The sequence below is a fragment of the Streptomyces sp. NBC_00038 genome (assembly GCF_026343635.1).
Classification (GTDB): domain Bacteria; phylum Actinomycetota; class Actinomycetes; order Streptomycetales; family Streptomycetaceae; genus Streptomyces.
Genome location: NZ_JAPELQ010000001.1, coordinates 4,393,420 through 4,410,134, shown reverse-complemented (window position 1 = coordinate 4,410,134; position 16,715 = coordinate 4,393,420). Strand labels below are relative to the sequence as shown.

Genomic DNA, 16,715 nt, shown 5'->3' with positions numbered 1-16,715 from the left:
ACTCTGCTGCCGTCAACCACTCACTTCCGGCAGAACATCCGAAACGGTCGTCCAGGCCGGCTCAGTTCTGTTGGTCCGCCCACGCGTTGAACACGGTGTTGCGGCACAGCTGTTCGGCGCACCACCGGAAGTGCCCGTCGCTGTCGTCCAGGCCGAAGAGGTCGTAGGTGGTGAGGGCGTATGCGGCCTGGTAGACCGTGAGGGCGGCGGGTGCGTAGCCGAGCTCCCGTGCGAAGAACCGGGTGAGTTGTGCAGTGTGCTCCTGGGCGTACGGGCCGTACATGTCCCAGACGGCTGCGGTGACGGCCGCCTCGAAGGCCGGGTCACCCGCGGTCGTATAGAAGCCGAAGTCGAGTACGGCGACGGGGCGTCCGGCAGCGTCGGTGTGGATGTTGGGCGGGACGAGGTCACCGTGGATCGCTGTGACCGGACCATCGGGAAGCGACCCCAGCGCGTTCACCGTACGGTCGACTCCCGCGTCGAAGTCCGGTACACGGATAGCGAGGGCAGCGCCGTGTCGGGCCGCGGCCCGAACGACCAGGGCCCCGAGTGCGCCTTGGAAGCGGTCGTGGCCCTGCCACAGCGGACGGTCGTCGCCTTGGACGGTCAACTGGCGCATCGCGGCTGTGCCCGGTACCGAAGCGAGGCCACGCAGGACGGCAAGCAGCGTGTTCCTGTGGTGGACAGGCAGCGCGCGCTCGTAGTCCTCGTGCGCGGAGTCGCCCCGCATCGGGACACCAGGCAGTTCGCGCTCATACGTCACCACGACGCCCTCGTGTTCCTGGACCTCGAAGATCTCCGGGGTGGCGAACGGCAGTCGGTGTCGTGCAATGTCCCCGTACACCTCACGGGCGAGTTTGGCCGGCGGTCGACCGGTCCACACCTTGGCGACCCGGCCGTCCCCCAGCCTGTAGACGACGCCCTCGACGCCGGCGCCGATGCGGCGGGCCCCAGGGTGTCCGCAGTCCGCGAAATATCTGGCCCACCGGTCGGAGGCGGGGGGCGCTTCGGAGTTCGGGGGGATCTCCATCCGCGCATTAGATCAGCAGCTGTACCGGCCCAACCAGGCTTTTTCGAGCGGCGCCGCATCCTGGCACGCAGGCTCATTTCTGAAACATGCCCTACGTCAGGTCGCCGTGAACTCCACCGGAAGGTTCCGCAGCCCGCGCATGATCAAGCCGCCCCGCCAGCGCAAGTCCGCGGGATCAGCCGCGAGTTGAAGGTCGGGTAGGCGGCGCAGCAGGGTGGCCAGCGCGGTGTGGCCTTCGAGTCGGGCGAGCGGGGCGCCGATGCAGTAGTGGATGCCATGTCCGTAGCCGAGGTGCTGGTTGTCCCGGCGGGAGAGGTCGAGTGTGTCCGGCTCGTCGAAACGGGCGGGATCACGGTCGGCAGCGGCGAGGACCACGAGCACGGGGTCACCGGAAGCGATTCGCTGTCCGCCGATTGCGAGTGGTTCGGTTGCGTAGCGCCAGGTGGCCAGTTCGACAGGGCCGTCGTAGCGGAGGAGTTCCTCGATGCCGGTGTCGAGTAGCTCTCGTTCGCCACGCTCGATCGACTTCTGTAGTTGCGCCTGCTGCTTCGGGTTGCGCAGCAGCGCGTACGTGCCGTTGCCGATGAGGTTAATGGTCGTTTCAAAACCGGCGAACAGCAGTACGAAACACATGGCTGCGGCCTCATTCTCGGTGAGGTGCTCGCCGTGGTCAGAGGCGCGGATGAGCCCGGAGATGAGGTCTTCTCCAGGGCCGGGGGTGTCCGGGAGCGCCTCCCGTTTGCGGTGGATCAGCTCGGCGAGATAGCCGCGCATCTTCTTCACGGACCGCGCGACACCGCCCCTGGGTCCTCCCCCGTGCCGGATCATCATCCCCGCCCAGTCGCGGAAGTCGTCCTGGTCCTCGCGGGGGACGCCGAGCAGGTCGCAGATGGCGTAGATGGGGAGAGGGAACGCGAACTCGTGGATGAGGTCAGCGCTTCCGGTATGCGCAAACTCATCGATGAGCTGGTCGGTCAACTCTTGGACCCTGGGCGCAAACTCGGCCACCCGGCGGGGTGTGAACGCCTTGGAGACGAGCCGGCGGAGCCGCGTGTGGTCCGGCGGGTCGATGTTGAGCAGATGGGTCATGAGGTTGGCGCTGCGCTCGCCGGGGATGCCCGTCTTGCTCTTGCCTTGGGCGTCTTCGGAATGGTGCACGGGATTCTTGGAGAGTCGCTGGTCGGCGAGCGCCTGCTTGGCGTCTGCGTACCGGGTGACCAGCCAGGCCTCCACCCCACTGGGGAGTGTGGTGCGGTGTACGGGCGAATGTTCGCGGAGCCACGCGTAGGCCGGGTAGGGGTCGGTGGCGAACTCCCAGGTGAAGAGTTCGGGTTCGATATGGGGGGCGTTCACGGGGTGACGGTACCGGGAGCCGTGTTGCCCGGGTGAGATCGCCGAATTGTGCAATTCCCCTTCAACTGCACAGAGTGACGGGTAAAGTTCCCCAAAACGGCACCGGCCCCAGAGCGCTTGCGACAGCGCAAAGGAGCCGGAACCTTCCCGGCGGTGAGCCAACACCCCGGGGACGGAACAGTCTCGGAGGACTGAACATGCCCATTGTGGCACGCCCATGCCTTGCTGCCCCGGCATCCGTAGTCGTCGCCAAGTACGCGCGCGTCTCGACTCTCGACCAGCTCGACGGCTTCGGACTTGAAGACCAGGACGCGATCTCCAACGGATGGCTTGACCGACAGCCCGGTGTCACCGTCTACGACTCCTATGTCGACGAAGCCGTGTCCGGGTCCCTGGAAAACCGCCCTGAGATGGACCGTCTCGTCGTCGACGCACACCAACAGCGCTTCAACCGCATCCTGGTCCCCAAGGTCGACCGCATCGGGCGCACAGCCCGGGCCGCATACCAGTGGGCTTGGAACATGGCTGACATCGGCATCCACTTCATCTCGGTCACCGAAGGCATCGACACCAGTACTGAAGCGGGCTGGCAGCAGTTCATGCAGTACGTCACCTTCTCCGAGATGGAGTGGCGACGGATCAAGGAGCGGACCTTCGCCGGCCGAGAGCTGAAGATCAGCTACGGCGGCTGGCCCGGGGGTCCGGCCCCCTATGGCTACAGGATCGAGAAGGACACCAAGGAAGTCGGGGGACGCCGTAAACGCTTCTCCCTCCTCGTCACGGACGCCCACGAATCCATGGTCCTCGCAGCCGCCGCGGAACTCATCGTCGACCAGGGCATGACCCTCACCGGGGCTTGTGAAGAACTCAACGCCCGCAAGCTCTTCACCCGCAGCAGTGTTCCTTGGAGCGTCGCCAACCTCCGCAACCGTCTCTACAGCGAGACCATTCACGATGGCTACGTGGTCTACCGCAAGACCAACCGCGGTAGTGGGAAGAACTCCACCCTGCGCTGCGACGACGGCACTCCCGTCCACGGTGAGCAGGTCAAAATCGGTGTCCCGCCGATTCTCTCCGGGGAACGGGCCACGCAGCTCATGGCCGCCCTGAAGAAGCTCGGCTTTCAGAACGGCAGGCGAGGGGATCGCGTCTACCCACTCACAGGACGGATTCACGGCACGTGCGGCGAGGTGTACACAGGAGTCAGCGGGGACACCGGTCGGTCGTACCGTTGCAAGGGAGTTCTCAACCACCCTTCCTGCCGCGAGCCTTACGTCGGGGCCGATGACATCGAAGACGTCGTCTGGAAGGAACTGGCTAGGCTCCTCGAAGCCGACGGCCGTCTGCTGGACCTGGTTGCCGCACGGGTCGACTGCCTCCCGGGAGACAAGGAGAGGTACGAGAAGCGCGTCGCCGAGTTCACGGCCAGAATCGCCGAACAGGAGCACCTGATCGAGGTGCGCATCCCCGAGTACGTTCGTGCCGGCGTCGACCCGGCAGTACTCAAAGCCTCCATCGCGGCGCTTCAGACCGAACTGGCGGAATTCCGGAAGCAGCGCAGTTTCGCCCTGCAATGGCTGGAGGCGTACACCGAGCAGGACCAGCGGGCGCACAGCCTCGTCGATCTCGCGACCAACGCTGAGGAACGGCTGAAGAACCTGACGCTGGAGGAGCGCAAGGAAGTCGTCGAGATGCTCAACCTCAAGATCGTCCCTGGCGACATGACCAACCTTCGCAAGCCCGGCGTACGGTGTGCTGTCAGCGAGTGGCACTGGGCGACCGGCACGAAGGTGCCGCCGGACCCCGACGACAAGCAGTGGGAGAACGTGCTGCATGTACTGCGGCCGTACTTCACCAAGCGTCACTTCACGAGCAAATACGACATCCGCGTTCAGTTCCGGGGGATGCTTCACCGGCTTCGGCAGGGCCTTTCGTGGGTCGGCATGCCCCTTACTTGGGGACCCGTCGACCCGATTCGCGAGCGCCAGCTTTCCTGGTGGCAAAAAGGCGCATGGCCGGAAGTCATGACGACCTTGGACGCCGACACCACCGGAGTCGACGCCTACAAGCGACCGTTTTTGCCGCAACTCACAGTGACATGCGGGCCTGGAGCCGGGCTGTTCGCAGAGTTCGGGAGCAAAACCCCCTAGGGATTCACAGAGGCAGCGACGGTCTGGCCGCATCGAGGGCCAGACCGCGCTCGCCACCCGCCTCCCCGACCTCCAACTCGCGGGAGATTCCGCCGATTTGCGATGGCGTGGTGGGCTCATTATGCGTGGATTGCGCACACTTCCAGTGGAGTTCACGCCTCCGCTCCAGTTGTCCGCCGGGCGGTCGTAAGGCACTTCGGGGGCGCGAAAAACTGACGGTCCCTCAACATTGTGATCTTCACGTGATCTACGCTGCATCGACTTGTGACAAGCGTTCGAGTGCCGATACGTTCGATCACCGGCGCGGATCATCCGTCGCTGACGTCTCCGTACGTCGCTTTAGTCACTTGCTGTCACGTGAAAGGCTTCCGCATGCTCTCCGGGAACGGCCGCCATCGTCGCCCCCGTCAGGCTCCCGCTCTCATCGTCGCGGCAGGAGTGACCGGATCGGCCATCGCGATCCCGTTGCTCGGTGCCACGAGTGCGAGCGCGGCCGACGTCACCACCTGGGACCGTGTCGCGGAGTGCGAGACGGGCGCCGCCTGGAGCGACAACTCCGGTGACGGGTACTACGGCGGGCTGCACGTGACCCAGTGGGACTGGGAGAACTACGGCGGCCTCAAGTACGCCCCGAGCGCCGACCAGGCCAGCCGCTCGCAGCAGATAGCCGTCGCCGAGAAGATCCTCGACGGCCGGGGGCTCGTCGCCTGGCCCACCTGTGGACCCCTCTCCGGGCTCAGCAAGGACTCCGCCTCGGTGGAGGTCGACACGGGTGTGTCCGACGACTCGTCATCCGACACGTCCACTTCGGACTCCTCGGACTCTTCGGAATCAACCGACTCATCTGGTTCGACCGACTTGTCCGCATCGTCCACCCCCTCGCCGTCCGCTTCGTCCTCGTCCGGCACTTCGACCAAATCCGATACTTCGGATGAGGGTGCGGGTGCGGACTCGAACGGATCAAACAGTGACGACTCGGACAAGTCCACCCAGGAGGACGGCTCTTCGAGTACGTCCGACAGCGCGACGACCGGCGCCGGGCGGCACCGTGGTGACACCGCCACCGAGGGTGCGACCGACAGTCGTACGGACAGCACGTCCGGGCGGCACGCCTCGCGTGAATCCGACGCGGCCCGCGATGTCGTCGACGGCTCGTACGTCGTCCGCGCCGGAGACAGCCTCTCGGTCATCGCCGACGCCCTTGGCCTCGAAGGCGGATGGACCGAGCTGTACGCCGAGAACGAGGAGACGGTCGGCACCGACGCGAACCTCATCCTCCCCGGTCAGAGCCTTGCAGTTGATGTCGAACCGGGCGAAAAGTAGCGGGAGTTCACGTCATGGTTCGCCATGGAATGTCCGGTTTGGCGAGAATGAGAGATGGATCTCAGACCCCCTGATCGTCTTTGAAATTCCGCCGATCGCCTGCCTACGGTCGTGACCGCTCGCCACAGCGGGCCCCGACGGACGCAACGCCGAATCCTGCCAGCGGCCGTACGGGAACAGTCGTCGCGTCAAGCGCCGTAGGCAGGAGCGGGGGACCCAAGGTAAGTGCCGCGCCCGGTAGTTGACCGGGAGTGGCTTGGGGTGAAGCCGTGTGCCGAAAGGTGCGCGACCGGGCACTCACCCGCCCGAACCCGACAGCTCACCTCGCAGGCGTCGGTGAGGGGATCACTTCATGCTGCGTTCGTGCAAGGGCAAGCACCGTCGCCCGTCCAAGGTCACCCGCATTGCCACGCTCGCCGGGGTGACCGGCGTAGCCGTCGCCGCCCCGCTCATGGCGTCCGGCACCGCCTCCGCCGCCACCACCTCCGAGTGGGACACCGTCGCCCAGTGCGAGTCCGGCGGCAACTGGGCCATCAACACCGGCAACGGTTACTACGGCGGTCTGCAGTTCTCCTCCTCCACCTGGTCCGCGTACGGTGGCAGCGCTTACGCCGCCACCGCCGACCAGGCCTCCAAGTCCCAGCAGATAACCGTCGCCGAGAAGGTCCTCGCCGCGCAGGGCAAGGGCGCCTGGCCGTCCTGCGGCACGGGCCTGTCGAGCGCCGCGTACGACGGTGGCACGAGCGACTCCTCGTCGTCCTCGTCCTCCTCCTCGTCGAGCAGCGAGCAGAGCACCACTCCTTCGCAGCAGTCGAGCACGCCCACCGCCACGACCAAGGCCGCTGCGACGAAGACCGTCGACACCCCGACCGGCAAGAAGGTCAAGAAGGGTGACGGCGAGTACAAGGTGAAGAAGAACGACACCCTCAGCTCCATCGCCGAGGCGAAGAACGTCAAGGGTGGCTGGCAGCAGCTGTTCAAGCTGAACAAGGACATCATCGACGACGCGGACTTCATCTACCCGGGTCAGCAGCTGCACCTCAGCTGAAGCGCGAAGCCTCAAGACTGAGGAGCCATGGTTGTCGGCCCACGGCGGTCGGCTGACAACAGGCTCGCAGCTGAACCACAGCTCTCTCCTATACGTGGTCTCCATACTGAAGGCCTCGTGTGGGTCACCCCCGTCCCCACGGGCTCCCCGCTCCGGTGCGTGTTCCCCCGTACGCACCGGGGCGGGGTTTTTCATTCCCTTTTTGTTCCGATCTGGAACAATGTTTACCCTGAGTTCTGCCCAAGGGATGGTCGACCGGCTGGCCGATCCCTCCGAGCCGGTTAGGCTCATCCCGCAGGGGTCTAAAAGGCCCCCGCGTACCCGCGTCACATCCCAGAAGGAGATGCTCGTGCCGTCCATCGACGTCGTCGTAGCCCGGGAAATCCTCGACTCGCGAGGGAACCCCACCGTCGAGGTCGAGGTCGGCCTCGACGACGGCAGCACGGGTCGTGCCGCCGTTCCGTCCGGCGCCTCCACGGGTGCCTTCGAAGCCATCGAGCTGCGCGACGGTGACCCCAACCGCTACGGCGGCAAGGGTGTGGAGAAGGCCGTCCTCGCCGTCATCGAGCAGATCGGCCCGGAGCTCGTCGGCTACGACGCCACCGAGCAGCGCCTGATCGACCAGGCGATGTTCGACCTGGACGCCACCGACAACAAGGGCTCGCTCGGCGCCAACGCCATCCTCGGCGTCTCCCTCGCCGTCGCGCACGCCGCCTCCGAGGCCAGCGACCTCCCCCTCTTCCGCTACCTCGGCGGCCCGAACGCGCACCTGCTGCCCGTTCCGATGATGAACATCCTCAACGGCGGCTCGCACGCGGACTCCAACGTCGACATCCAGGAGTTCATGATCGCCCCGATCGGCGCGGAGTCCTTCTCCGAAGCGCTGCGCTGGGGCGCCGAGGTCTACCACACCCTCAAGAAGGTGCTGAAGACCAAGGGCCTGTCCACCGGCCTCGGCGACGAGGGCGGCTTCGCCCCGAACCTGGAGTCCAACCGCGCCGCGCTCGACCTCATCATCGAGGCCATCAAGCAGGCCGGTTACATCCCCGGCGAGCAGATCGGGCTCGCGCTCGACGTCGCCGCGTCCGAGTTCTACAAGGACGGCAAGTACGAGTTCGAGGGCAAGTCCCGCTCGGCCGCCGAGATGACCGAGTACTACGAGGAGCTCGTCTCCGCGTACCCGCTGGTCTCCATCGAGGACCCGCTGTACGAGGACGACTGGGCCGGCTGGAAGGTCATCACCGACAAGCTGGGCGACAAGGTCCAGATCGTCGGCGACGACCTCTTCGTCACCAACCCCGAGCGCCTGGCCCGCGGCATCGAGGAGGGCTCCGCGAACGCCCTGCTCGTCAAGGTCAACCAGATCGGCTCGCTGACCGAGACCCTGGACGCCGTCGAGATGGCCCAGCGCAACGGCTTCAAGTGCATGATGTCCCACCGCTCCGGCGAGACCGAGGACGTCACCATCGCCGACCTCGCCGTCGCGGTGAACTGCGGTCAGATCAAGACCGGCGCCCCGGCCCGCTCGGACCGCGTCGCCAAGTACAACCAGCTGCTGCGCATCGAGGAGATCCTCGACGACGCCGCGGTGTACGCCGGTCGCAGCGCCTTCCCCCGTTTCAAGGGCTGACCCTCCGGGTCAAGTAGGAAGCGTCGTACGTACGTCCCCGTACTCGGTCCCGTACCGTGTGCGGGGACGTACGCACGTGACGGGTTTGTACCGGGGAGGCGGGACTCATGGCCGTGAAGGACCGGGACCGGTTCTCCACCGCGACCAGGCTGAAGCTGCTCGGCGAGCAGACGGCGGCCCGGGTCTACCGCTCCCAGACCAAGCGGCAGGCGCGCCGCTCGCGGCTCACCGGGCGGGCGGCGCTCCTCGCCCTCGTCCTCTGTTCGCTGGTCGTGGCCCTCGCGTACCCGATAAGGCAGTACGTGTCCCAGCGCGCCGAGGTCGCCGACCTGCAGCAGCAGCGCGAGGAGGCCCGTGCGCGTGTCGAGCAGCTGCGTGACCTCAAGGCTCGCTGGCAGGACGACGCGTACGCGGAGCAGCAGATCCGGGACCGGCTGCACTATGTGATGCCGGGGGAGACCGGGTACATCGTGATCGACCCGGACGCGGCGAAGCAGTCCCGCGCCGGCCAGGGGGCGGCCGACCGTCCCTGGTACGCCAACGTCTGGGACGGTGTGGACAAGGCCGACCGTTCCGACGAATGACAGTTGACAGATATTGAAATCTGTCATCTGTCATTCGATATCTGATAGCTGACCACGGAAAGACAGCACCCAGGCATGCAAACGCCCCCGCCGACCACCCCCTACACCGAGCCGACCGACGCGGACGTCGAGGCCTTCAAGCAGCAGCTGGGGCGACCGCCGCGCGGGTTGCGCGCGATCGCGCACCGTTGTCCCTGCGGTCAGCCGGACGTGGTGGAGACGGCGCCCCGCCTTCCCGACGGGACGCCGTTCCCGACGACGTACTACCTGACGTGTCCGCGTGCCGCTTCCGCGATCGGCACGCTGGAGGCCAACGGGGTCATGAAGGAGATGACGGACCGTCTGGCGAGCGATCCGGAGCTGGCCGCCGCGTATCGCGCCGCTCACGAGGATTACATCGCGCGGCGTGACTCCATCGAGGTCCTGGAGGGCTTTCCCAGCGCGGGTGGCATGCCGGACCGGGTGAAGTGCCTCCATGTGCTGGTGGGTCATTCCCTGGCGGCGGGTCCGGGCGTGAACCCGCTGGGCGACGAGGCCATCGGGATGCTGCCGGAGTGGTGGCGCAAGGGGCCCTGCGTGACGTCGTCGGATGACGACACCCGGCAGCTCGGCGCCGAGGCGGCCCCCGCCGCCGAGGAGGCCGCCAAGTGACCCGTGTCGCCGCCGTCGACTGCGGTACGAACTCGATCCGGCTGCTCGTGGCGGACGCGGACCCGGAGACGGGTGAACTCGTCGACCTGGACCGCCGTATGACGATCGTGCGGCTCGGTCAGGGTGTCGACCGGACCGGGCGGCTCGCCCCGGAGGCGCTGGAGCGGACCTTCGCCGCCTGCCGTGAGTACGCGGCGATCATCAAGGAGCACGGGGCGGAGAGACTGCGGTTCGTGGCGACCTCCGCGTCCCGTGACGCCGAGAACCGGGACGAGTTCGTGCGCGGGGTGCTGGACATCCTGGGTGTCGAGCCGGAGGTGATCACCGGTGACCAGGAGGCGGAGTTCTCCTTCACGGGTGCGACCAAGGAGCTGACGGGCCGGGACGACCTTGCCAAGCCGTACCTGGTGGTGGACATCGGCGGCGGGTCCACGGAGTTCGTGGTGGGCGAGGACCATGTGCGTGCCGCGCGCTCCGTCGACATCGGCTGCGTGCGGATGACCGAGCGGCACCTCGTGCACGAGGGCAAGGTCAGTGACCCGCCGGCGTCCGCCGAGGTCGAGGCGATCCGCGCCGACATCGGAGCGGCCCTGGACCTCGCGGAGCAGACGGTGCCGTTGCGGGAGGCGCGCACGCTGGTCGGGCTTGCGGGCTCGGTCACCACGGTCTCGGCGATCGCGCAGAACCTTCCCGAGTACGACTCGGTCGCCATCCACCACTCCCGGGTCCCGTACGAGCGCGTCCGTGAGATCACCGAGTCGCTGGTGAGCTCGACGCATGCCGAACGGGCCGCGATCCCGTCGATGCACCCTGGCCGTGTCGACGTCATCGCGGCCGGTGCCCTGGTGCTTCTTTCGGTGATGGAGCGGATCGGCGCGACGGAGGTCGTGGTGAGCGAGCACGACATCCTCGACGGGATCGCCTGGTCGATCGCGTAGTGGTGGCTCGCCTCGCCGGGCGCCTCTCCTGAGCAGGTCGGACAACGTATGAGCGCGCTTCAGGGCCCTGGAAAACCTCTCGGCGACGCGCCGTCGGAAAAGTTCGTGAAGTTCTTCACAAGGAAAAAGGCCCTGTTGGGCGAGGTTTTCTTCCCCAGGGCCCTTCCGGGGGGCTCAGCAGGCCGGGAAGGGTGCTCACCGGAGCGTTCGGGGAGTGTTTCGGCCGTGTGAAACGGGGGTCGGCCCGGTCGGTTCGGAGGGCCTTCGCGGGGCCTCCGTGGACACGGAGTGGCAGCTCACGCGGTGTTGACAACGGTCCGCGTTACACGGTGGTTCCCCTCCGGCGCCATGACCTGGGTCACGTGGGCGGCGGAGTGTAGCAGAGGGTCCACCCATGCTTGTGAAGGGGCTCACGAGCGACCCCCCTGGGGCAGGTGGATACTCGATGGCATGAGCACCACGGAGCGTCCCAGGATCCTCGTAGTAGGCGGTGGGTACGTAGGCCTGTACGCAGCTCGGCGCATTCTCAAGAAGATGCGCTACGGAGAGGCGACCGTCACGGTTGTCGACCCCCGGTCGTACATGACCTACCAGCCCTTCCTCCCCGAAGCCGCCGCCGGCAGCATCTCCCCGCGGCATGTCGTCGTCCCGTTGCGACGCGTGCTGCCCAAGGCGGAGGTCCTCACCGGTCGGGTCACCACCATCGATCAGGACCGCAAGGTCGCGACGATCGCCCCCCTCGTGGGTGAGGCGTACGAGCTGCCTTTCGACTACCTCGTCGTCGCGATGGGCGCGGTCTCGCGCACCTTCCCGATCCCCGGCCTCGCCGAGCAGGGCATCGGTATGAAGGGCATCGAGGAGGCCATCGGCCTGCGCAACCACGTTCTCGAGCAGCTCGACAAGGCTGACTCCACGACCGATGAAGAGGTCCGGCGCAAGGCGCTGACGTTCGTCTTCGTCGGCGGTGGCTTCGCGGGCGCGGAGACCATCGGTGAGGTCGAGGACATGGCCCGCGACGCGTCGAAGTACTACACCAACGTGTCCCGCGAGGACATGCGGTTCGTCCTCGTCGACGCGGCGGACAAGATCCTTCCCGAGGTCGGCCCCAAGCTCGGCCTGTACGGCAAGGAGCACCTGGAGAGCCGCGGTGTGGAGATCTACCTCTCCACCTCCATGGACTCGTGCGTCGACGGTCACGTCGTGCTCAAGAACGGCCTCGAGGTCGACTCCAACACGATCGTCTGGACGGCCGGCGTCAAGCCGAACCCCGTTCTCTCCCGCTTCGGTCTGCCGCTCGGCCCGCGTGGTCACGTGGACACGCAGACCACGCTGCAGGTGCAGGGCACGGACTACATCTGGGCCGCGGGCGACAACGCCCAGGTTCCGGACGCCGCCGCCCGCAAGGCCGGTGTCGAGAACGCCTGGTGCCCGCCGAACGCCCAGCACGCGCTGCGTCAGGCGAAGGTCCTCGGCGACAACGTGATCTCCGGTATGCGGGGCTTCCCGCAGAAGGAGTACTCGCACGCCAACAAGGGTGCGGTGGCCGGGCTCGGCCTCCACAAGGGCGTCGCGATGATCGTCATGGGCAAGATGAAGATCAAGGTCAAGGGCCGTCTCGCCTGGTACATGCACCGTGGCTACCACGGCATGGCGATGCCGACCTGGAACCGGAAGATCCGCGTCTTCGCGGACTGGACGCTGGCGATGTTCCTCAAGCGTGAGGTCGTCTCGCTCGGTGCCATGGAGACTCCTCGCGAGGAGTTCTACGAGGCCGCCAAGCCCGCGCCCGCCCCGGCGGCCGCTGCCGCTCCCGCTGCGCCCGCCAAGACCGAGGAGAAGGCCAAGGCCTCCTGACCTCCGGTCACTGAACGTCCCGAACGCCCCGAAGGGGCCTCCCGCCATCCGTGGTGCGGGGGGCCCCTTCGGCGTTCCCGTGGGCATTTCTGTGGGCATTTCTGTGGCGTCAGAGGCATCACCAAAAACATGGCCCATGCACGTATTTTGCGAAGCCGTAACGCGGAAGGGGGACTGCGCGAAGACCATGTTGGTGTTTACGTGAGTGTTGGAGCGTTCGGGAGTGTCGTCACGGAGGTGTGCGCCATGCAGGACGCCGCGCTGCGGCTGAAGAGCCTTGTCGAACAGTTGCTGGGAGCCCCGCTCCCGCTGCGCATCCGCGCCTGGGACGGCTCGGAGGCAGGGCCGCCCGGCGGCCCCGTGCTCGTCGTACGGAACCGGCGGGCCGTGCGCCGGCTGCTGTGGAAGCCGGGAGAGTTGGGCCTCGCGAGGGCATGGGTCGCCGGAGACCTAGGGGTGGAGGGCGACCTGTACACCGCCCTCGACCTGATGTCCGGGCTCCTGTGGGAGCGGGGAGAGGGCGCGAGGGGCGTCGGGGAGGCACTGCGGGACCCCGAGGTGCGCGCCGCCCTGCGCGGCCTGGTGAAGCTGGCCGGGCCGCTGCCGCCCGCCCCGCCCGCCGAGGAGGTGCGCAGACGCCGCCACCTGCACACCAAGCGCAGCGACAGGCGGGCCATCAGCCACCACTACGACGTGGGGAACGACTTCTACGAGATCGTCCTCGGCCCGTCGATGGTCTACTCGTGCGCTTACTGGGAGGACGATGGAACTCTCGAGGACGCACAGCGCGACAAGCTCGAACTCATCGCCCGCAAGCTGGACCTGAAGGCGGGGCAACGGCTTCTCGACGTCGGGTGCGGCTGGGGTTCCATGGCCATCCACGCGGCCCGTGAGCACGGCGTGAGCGTGGTCGGTGTGACGCTGTCGCAGGAGCAGGCCGCGTACGCCCGTAAGCGGGTCGCGGACGAGGGGCTCACCGACCGGGTGGAGATCCGGGTGCAGGACTACCGGGATGTCGCGGACGGGCCGTACGACGCCATCTCTTCGATCGGGATGGCCGAACACGTGGGCGCCGAACGGTACTTGGAGTACGCCGAGGTGCTGGGCCGGCTGCTGAGGCCCGGCGGCCGGCTGCTCAACCACCAGATCGCGCGCCCGCCGCGGCGGGACGAATCGGCTTACTCCGTCGACGAGTTCATCGACGCGTACGTCTTCCCGGACGGCGAACTCGCCCCCGTCGGCACCACGGTGACCCAGCTGGAGAGGGCCGGCTTCGAGGTCCGCGACGTGGAGTCGATCCGCGAGCACTACGCCCTCACCCTGCGCCGCTGGGTCGCCAACCTGGAGGAGCAGTGGACGCGGGCCGTACGGCTCACCAGCCCCGGCCGTGCCCGCGTCTGGCGCCTGTACATGGCGGCCTCCGCGCTCGCCTTCGAGCACAACCGCATCGGCGTCAACCAGGTGCTGGCGGTCAGGACACCGGAGGCGTCCGGCGCGTCCGGGATGCCGCTGAGGGCGCGTACCTGGAACTGAGGAGCGTGCGTGTACGAGAAAGGGGCCCCGTTCCCTCGGGAGGGAACGGGGCCCCGAACTCGTGCTCTGCTACTCGGACTTGATCGCCGACAGCATGTTCAGGCGGGACGCCCGGCGCGCCGGCCACAGCGCGGCGAGGATGCCGACCGTCGCCGCGAGGAGCAGGAAGAGACCCATCCTGGCCCAGGGCAGGACCAGTTCGTACGTCGCCATGCTGCTGCCGAGCAGCTCACCGGCGGCCCAGCCGAAGAACACGCCGAGGCCGATGCCGAGCACGCCACCGAAGAGCGAGATGACCAGGGACTCCAGACGGACCATCCGCTTGATGCCCTTGCGGTCGAGGCCGATCGCGCGCAGCATCCCGATCTCCTGCGAGCGCTCGAAGACCGACATGGCCAGGGTGTTGATGACACCGAGGACGGCAACGATGACCGCCATCGCGAGCAGGCCGTAGAGCATGTTCAGCATCAGGGTGAACATGCTCGCGATGCTGTCGGAAATGTCCTTCTTGTCCTGGACCTGGATGGCCGGGTTGTCGCCGAGGGCCTTCTCCAGCTTGCCCTTGGTCGCGTCCGACGCGCCGCTCGACGTCTTCAGCATGACCTGCATGTCGAAGGCGTCCGTGGTGTGCGGGGTGAGCGTCGAGTTGTCGAGCATGATGCCCGAGATCATCTCGTTGCCCTGGTAGACACCGGCGACCGTCAGCTGCTGCTTCGTGCCGTCCTCGTAGGAGACCGTGAAGTCCGAACCGGCCTTCCAGCCGTGCGACTTGGCGGTGTCCTCGTCGACCACGACCTGGCTGCCGCCGACCTTGAACGAGCCCTGCTCCATGGTGAGGTCGGTGAGCTTGGCGATGGACGCGCCGTTGACTCCCGTCAGGTATTCGGTCTCCTGGTCGATGCGCGAGGGCGAGTTGCGCAGCGCGCTGGTGTCCGTGACCCCGTCGACACCGGCGAGCTTCTTCTCGACGTCCGGCGAGAGCGAGATGCCGTTCGCCATGGAGACGACGTAGTCCGCCTTGATCGCGGAGCTGGCCATCTTGTCGATCGACTTCTGCAGGCTGCCCGCCATCACCGTCATGCCGGTGATCAGGGTGAGGCCGATCATCAGGGCGGAGGCGGTCGCGGCGGTGCGGCGCGGGTTGCGTACGGAGTTCTGGCGGGCGAGCTTGCCGGAGACCCCGAAGATGCGGAGCACCGGGGCGGCGGCCGCGATCAGCGGGCGGGACAGCAGCGGCGTGAGGATGAAGACGCCGATGATGAGCAGGACCGCGCCGAGGCCCATCGGGGCCTGGCCGTCCGAGCCGCTCATGGTCGTCGCGTAGAGGACGACGGCGATGCCCGCTCCGGAGAAGAGGGCGCCGATCGTGTTCCGTACGACGAGGGACTTCGTGGTCGCCTGCGCGTGCACGCTGCTCATCGCGGCGACCGGCGGGATCTTCGCGGCGCGGCGGCCCGGCAGCCAGGCGGCCAGCATCGTGATGAGGACGCCGACGAGCAGGGCCGTGGCGACCGTGCCCGGCGAGATCACCAGCGGGCCGTCCGGCACGGGCGCGCCGAGTGTGCCGATCAGGGCGCGCATCCCGGCGCCGATGCCGATGCCCGCGACCAGACCCGCGACCGCGGCGACCGCGCCGACGACGAACGCCTCACCGAGTACGGACCGGGTGACCTGCCTGCGGGAGGCGCCGACGGCGCGCAGCAGCGCGAGTTCCTTGGTGCGCTGGGCGACCAGCATCGTGAAGGTGTTGGCGATGATGAAGGTGCCGACGAACAGTGCGATGCCGGCGAAGACCAGGAGTCCCGTCTTCATGCCGCTCATCGCCGAGGCGATCTGCTCGGCCTGGTCGGCGGCGGCCTTCTCGGCGGTGGTGGTGGAGGCGACGTCCTTCGGCACGACCTTGTCGAGCGCGGCCAGCAGGGTGGTCTGGCTGGTGCCGGCGTCCGCCTTCACGTCGATCTCGTCGTAGGTGCCGACCGAGTCGAAGAGTTTCTGCGCGGTCGCCGTGTCGAAGAGGGCGAGGCTGCCGCCGGCCGCGACGTTGCCGTCGTCGGTGGTGAAGATGCCGGAGATGGTGGGCGTGAGGACGGGTCCGTCGACGGACAGGCGTACGGTGTCGCCGACCTTGTATCCGGCCCGCTTCGCGGTCTCGGAGTCGATGGCGACTTGGTTCGGGCCGCGCGGGGCCTGACCGCCCGTCAGCGGATACCGGGGGTCGTTCTCCTCCCAGTAGTTCCCGCCCTGGGACTGGAAGCCGCTGCCGACGAGCTTGCCGTCCTTGTCGGCGATGGCGGTGAAGCCGTTGACGACGCCGACGGCGGAGGCCGCACCGGGCACCTCGGCGGTCTTGTCGAGCAGCGCCTGCGTGAGCTTCTGCTCCTTGCCGACCGTGTCGCCCGTGGATTCCGGGCTCTCCGGTTCTATGACGACGTCGATCTGGTCGAAGCCCTTGGCGGAGCTCTTCTGGTAGGCGTCCGAGATGGTGTTGGTGAAGACCAGGGTCCCCGACACGAATGCCACGCCGAGCATCACGGCGAGCACGGTCATCAGGAGCCTGGCCTTGTGCGCGAGTACGTTGCGCAAGGCGGTACGGAACATGGGGTCTCAGTCCAGGGAGGTAG

12 protein-coding genes, 1 pseudogene and 1 riboswitch are annotated in these 16,715 nt (G+C 67.3%); of the genes and pseudogenes, 10 read left to right on the top strand and 3 right to left on the bottom strand.

Features of this window, described 5'->3' with window-relative positions:
• Positions 1-61 precede the first annotated feature (61 nt).
• On the bottom strand, positions 62-1,030 hold the full coding sequence (locus tag OG219_RS19955; RefSeq protein ID WP_266828327.1) for a phosphotransferase family protein: 969 nt from the start codon (positions 1,028-1,030) through the stop codon (positions 62-64).
• A gap of 96 nt (positions 1,031-1,126) precedes the next feature.
• Positions 1,127-2,383, bottom strand: coding sequence for a cytochrome P450 (locus tag OG219_RS19950; protein ID WP_266828326.1), 1,257 nt, complete (start codon positions 2,381-2,383; stop codon positions 1,127-1,129).
• 197 nt (positions 2,384-2,580) lie between these two features.
• Between OG219_RS19950 and OG219_RS19945 the strand changes: the two genes are divergently transcribed.
• The 10 genes and pseudogenes from OG219_RS19945 to OG219_RS19900 all read left to right on the top strand — a co-directional run bounded on the left by OG219_RS19945 (position 2,581) and on the right by OG219_RS19900 (position 14,094).
• A complete protein-coding gene (locus OG219_RS19945; protein WP_266828325.1) occupies positions 2,581-4,533 on the top strand; it encodes a recombinase family protein in 1,953 nt (650 codons plus the stop codon).
• Between the two features lie 28 nt (positions 4,534-4,561).
• Positions 4,562-4,723, top strand: a pseudogene (locus OG219_RS19940) (cytochrome P450); the annotation flags it as partial.
• 182 nt (positions 4,724-4,905) lie between these two features.
• Entirely contained in the window at positions 4,906-5,856 is a 951-nt protein-coding gene (locus OG219_RS19935) for a transglycosylase family protein (protein ID WP_266828324.1), read from the top strand.
• Positions 5,857-6,039: 183 nt separating this feature from the next.
• Positions 6,040-6,204: riboswitch (cyclic di-AMP (ydaO/yuaA leader) on the top strand.
• 4 nt (positions 6,205-6,208) lie between these two features.
• Complete coding sequence (locus OG219_RS19930; protein WP_266828323.1) at positions 6,209-6,904, top strand: transglycosylase family protein; 696 nt, start codon at positions 6,209-6,211, stop codon at positions 6,902-6,904.
• Between the two features lie 343 nt (positions 6,905-7,247).
• Complete coding sequence (gene eno, locus OG219_RS19925; protein ID WP_266828322.1) at positions 7,248-8,534, top strand: phosphopyruvate hydratase; 1,287 nt, start codon at positions 7,248-7,250, stop codon at positions 8,532-8,534.
• A gap of 107 nt (positions 8,535-8,641) precedes the next feature.
• The gene (locus OG219_RS19920) at positions 8,642-9,118 is read left to right on the top strand and encodes a septum formation initiator family protein (RefSeq protein WP_266828321.1); all 477 of its coding nucleotides are present in this window, start codon (positions 8,642-8,644) and stop codon (positions 9,116-9,118) included.
• 75 nt (positions 9,119-9,193) lie between these two features.
• Entirely contained in the window at positions 9,194-9,769 is a 576-nt protein-coding gene (locus OG219_RS19915) for a DUF501 domain-containing protein (protein WP_266828320.1), read from the top strand.
• Positions 9,766-10,707, top strand: a complete 942-nt coding sequence (locus OG219_RS19910; protein ID WP_266828319.1) for a Ppx/GppA phosphatase family protein — start codon at positions 9,766-9,768, stop codon at positions 10,705-10,707. The genes OG219_RS19915 and OG219_RS19910 overlap by 4 nt, the downstream gene beginning before the upstream one ends.
• 450 nt (positions 10,708-11,157) lie before the next feature.
• On the top strand, positions 11,158-12,561 hold the full coding sequence (locus tag OG219_RS19905) for an NAD(P)/FAD-dependent oxidoreductase (protein ID WP_266460496.1): 1,404 nt from the start codon (positions 11,158-11,160) through the stop codon (positions 12,559-12,561).
• A gap of 246 nt (positions 12,562-12,807) precedes the next feature.
• Positions 12,808-14,094 (top strand): cyclopropane-fatty-acyl-phospholipid synthase family protein, encoded by a 1,287-nt coding sequence (locus tag OG219_RS19900; RefSeq protein WP_266836157.1) that lies wholly within the window; start codon positions 12,808-12,810, stop codon positions 14,092-14,094.
• Between the two features lie 69 nt (positions 14,095-14,163).
• Here the strand turns inward: OG219_RS19900 and OG219_RS19895 are convergent, their stop codons facing one another.
• On the bottom strand, positions 14,164-16,692 hold the full coding sequence (locus tag OG219_RS19895) for an ABC transporter permease (RefSeq protein WP_266828318.1): 2,529 nt from the start codon (positions 16,690-16,692) through the stop codon (positions 14,164-14,166).
• Positions 16,693-16,715: the final 23 nt, after the last annotated feature.

What these genes read in the sequence shown, in the direction of transcription:
- OG219_RS19895 (WP_266828318.1), bottom strand. Translation starts at nt 16,692, where the DNA reads ATGTTCCGTACCGCCTTGCGCAACGTACTCGCGCACAAGGCCAGGCTC.
- eno (WP_266828322.1), top strand. Translation starts at nt 7,248, where the DNA reads ATGCTCGTGCCGTCCATCGACGTCGTCGTAGCCCGGGAAATCCTCGAC.
- OG219_RS19900 (WP_266836157.1), top strand. Translation starts at nt 12,808, where the DNA reads ATGCAGGACGCCGCGCTGCGGCTGAAGAGCCTTGTCGAACAGTTGCTG.
- OG219_RS19915 (WP_266828320.1), top strand. Translation starts at nt 9,194, where the DNA reads ATGCAAACGCCCCCGCCGACCACCCCCTACACCGAGCCGACCGACGCG.
- OG219_RS19945 (WP_266828325.1), top strand. Translation starts at nt 2,581, where the DNA reads ATGCCCATTGTGGCACGCCCATGCCTTGCTGCCCCGGCATCCGTAGTC.
- OG219_RS19955 (WP_266828327.1), bottom strand. Translation starts at nt 1,030, where the DNA reads ATGGAGATCCCCCCGAACTCCGAAGCGCCCCCCGCCTCCGACCGGTGG.
- OG219_RS19905 (WP_266460496.1), top strand. Translation starts at nt 11,158, where the DNA reads ATGAGCACCACGGAGCGTCCCAGGATCCTCGTAGTAGGCGGTGGGTAC.
- OG219_RS19930 (WP_266828323.1), top strand. Translation starts at nt 6,209, where the DNA reads ATGCTGCGTTCGTGCAAGGGCAAGCACCGTCGCCCGTCCAAGGTCACC.
- OG219_RS19920 (WP_266828321.1), top strand. Translation starts at nt 8,642, where the DNA reads ATGGCCGTGAAGGACCGGGACCGGTTCTCCACCGCGACCAGGCTGAAG.
- OG219_RS19935 (WP_266828324.1), top strand. Translation starts at nt 4,906, where the DNA reads ATGCTCTCCGGGAACGGCCGCCATCGTCGCCCCCGTCAGGCTCCCGCT.